The 1,158-nt window shown below is 57.3% G+C and carries 2 protein-coding genes; both read right to left on the reverse strand.

Features of this window, described 5'->3' with window-relative positions; all coding sequences use genetic code 11:
* Positions 1–653: hypothetical protein (locus tag H5U08_RS19425; RefSeq protein ID WP_297037024.1), on the reverse strand; the 653-nt coding region annotated here is incomplete at its 3' end.
* A 55-nt stretch (positions 654–708) separates the two neighbouring features.
* Positions 709–1,158, reverse strand: a 450-nt coding sequence (locus tag H5U08_RS19430) for a TRCF domain-containing protein (protein ID WP_366494932.1), incomplete at its 5' end; no start/stop codon positions are given.

Consider the following 1,158-nt stretch of genomic DNA (forward strand, 5'->3'; position numbering starts at 1 on the left):
CTCGGCAGAGACGACTCGCCAGCATCCCTGATGTTCGCACCCCCGGACGCAAACACCGGAAAACCACTGGCCGCAGCAGTCGTATGGGATACCTGCGGGCTGCTCGGACCTGCAACATCCGGCAACCGGACAACTTGAGCTTCCATCGGATCAAAAACAGGTCGAATTTGTGACGGCTCCCAACTGACCACCGGCCGAGAAGTGGCTGGATAGCTCGGGAGCTCCCTCTCGCGCGGTTGCAGCAGCGAAGGAGGCAGGCCCGGCGGAGCGTCACGTTGAGGAGCGGCGATTGTCTTCGAATCCGCTGGAAATGGTGGGCTATTTTCTGCCGACTGCTCTTGGCCACTGGGTGTGGCATCAGATAGCGACTGATCCTCAAATCGAGGAGGCCAGGCCGGCCGTTTGAGATCGGGCGCCACCGGAATCCCCGCGAAGACTTTATTCTCCTCGAGAGCATCCCAGGCAGAGGAATCGGTACTCGAAACCTGAGACTCCGCTGCCGTAACCCGATTGACCAGGGTGTAGCCCAGTTCGCCGCCCAATTGCCACAAAAAGCGTAAAAATTGAGAACCTTCGTCGGGCGCCCAGTAAAGGATCAGCCCGATGGGCAGACACAAGCCGAGGATGATCGTTCCGAGATATTTCACCGCCACGGTAGGACTCGAAAAGGCACCCGTATGATCGGCCTTCCAGTCGTCAATCAGTCAATCAAGCCCGGGGATTATAAGAATCCTCCGCACGCTGCTGCAACAGCGTTTTGAGCTCGGAGAGAAGCCGGTCGATATCGCCCACCCAATCGTCGGCGACCAAATAGGCAGACTCGTGGTCCACGATCCGGAGCCGTCCCTTCGCCAGTTTCTGCAAATTTTCCATCTTTCTTCGCGAAACATACTGAAACACGACAAAAGTCGCTTCCTGGTGGATGTTGCGAATCCGCCACCAGTGAGCGTGGATCCGCAGCTCATGCAATTCCAACAGCCTTTCCACAGGTGAGGGAAGGGGGCCGAATCGATCTCGCAACTCCTGGGCGAAGTCCGCCAACTGGGAAACTTCGGTAAGACGGGCCAGTTTTCGATAAAGATCGATCTTCGTTCGAATGTCCGGGATATACGAATCGGGAAGGTACGCCTGGCATGGCAGGTCCACGTCCACGTCAAT

This window comes from Thermogutta sp. (assembly GCF_014359955.1).
Classification (GTDB): Bacteria; Planctomycetota; Planctomycetia; order Pirellulales; family Thermoguttaceae; genus Thermogutta.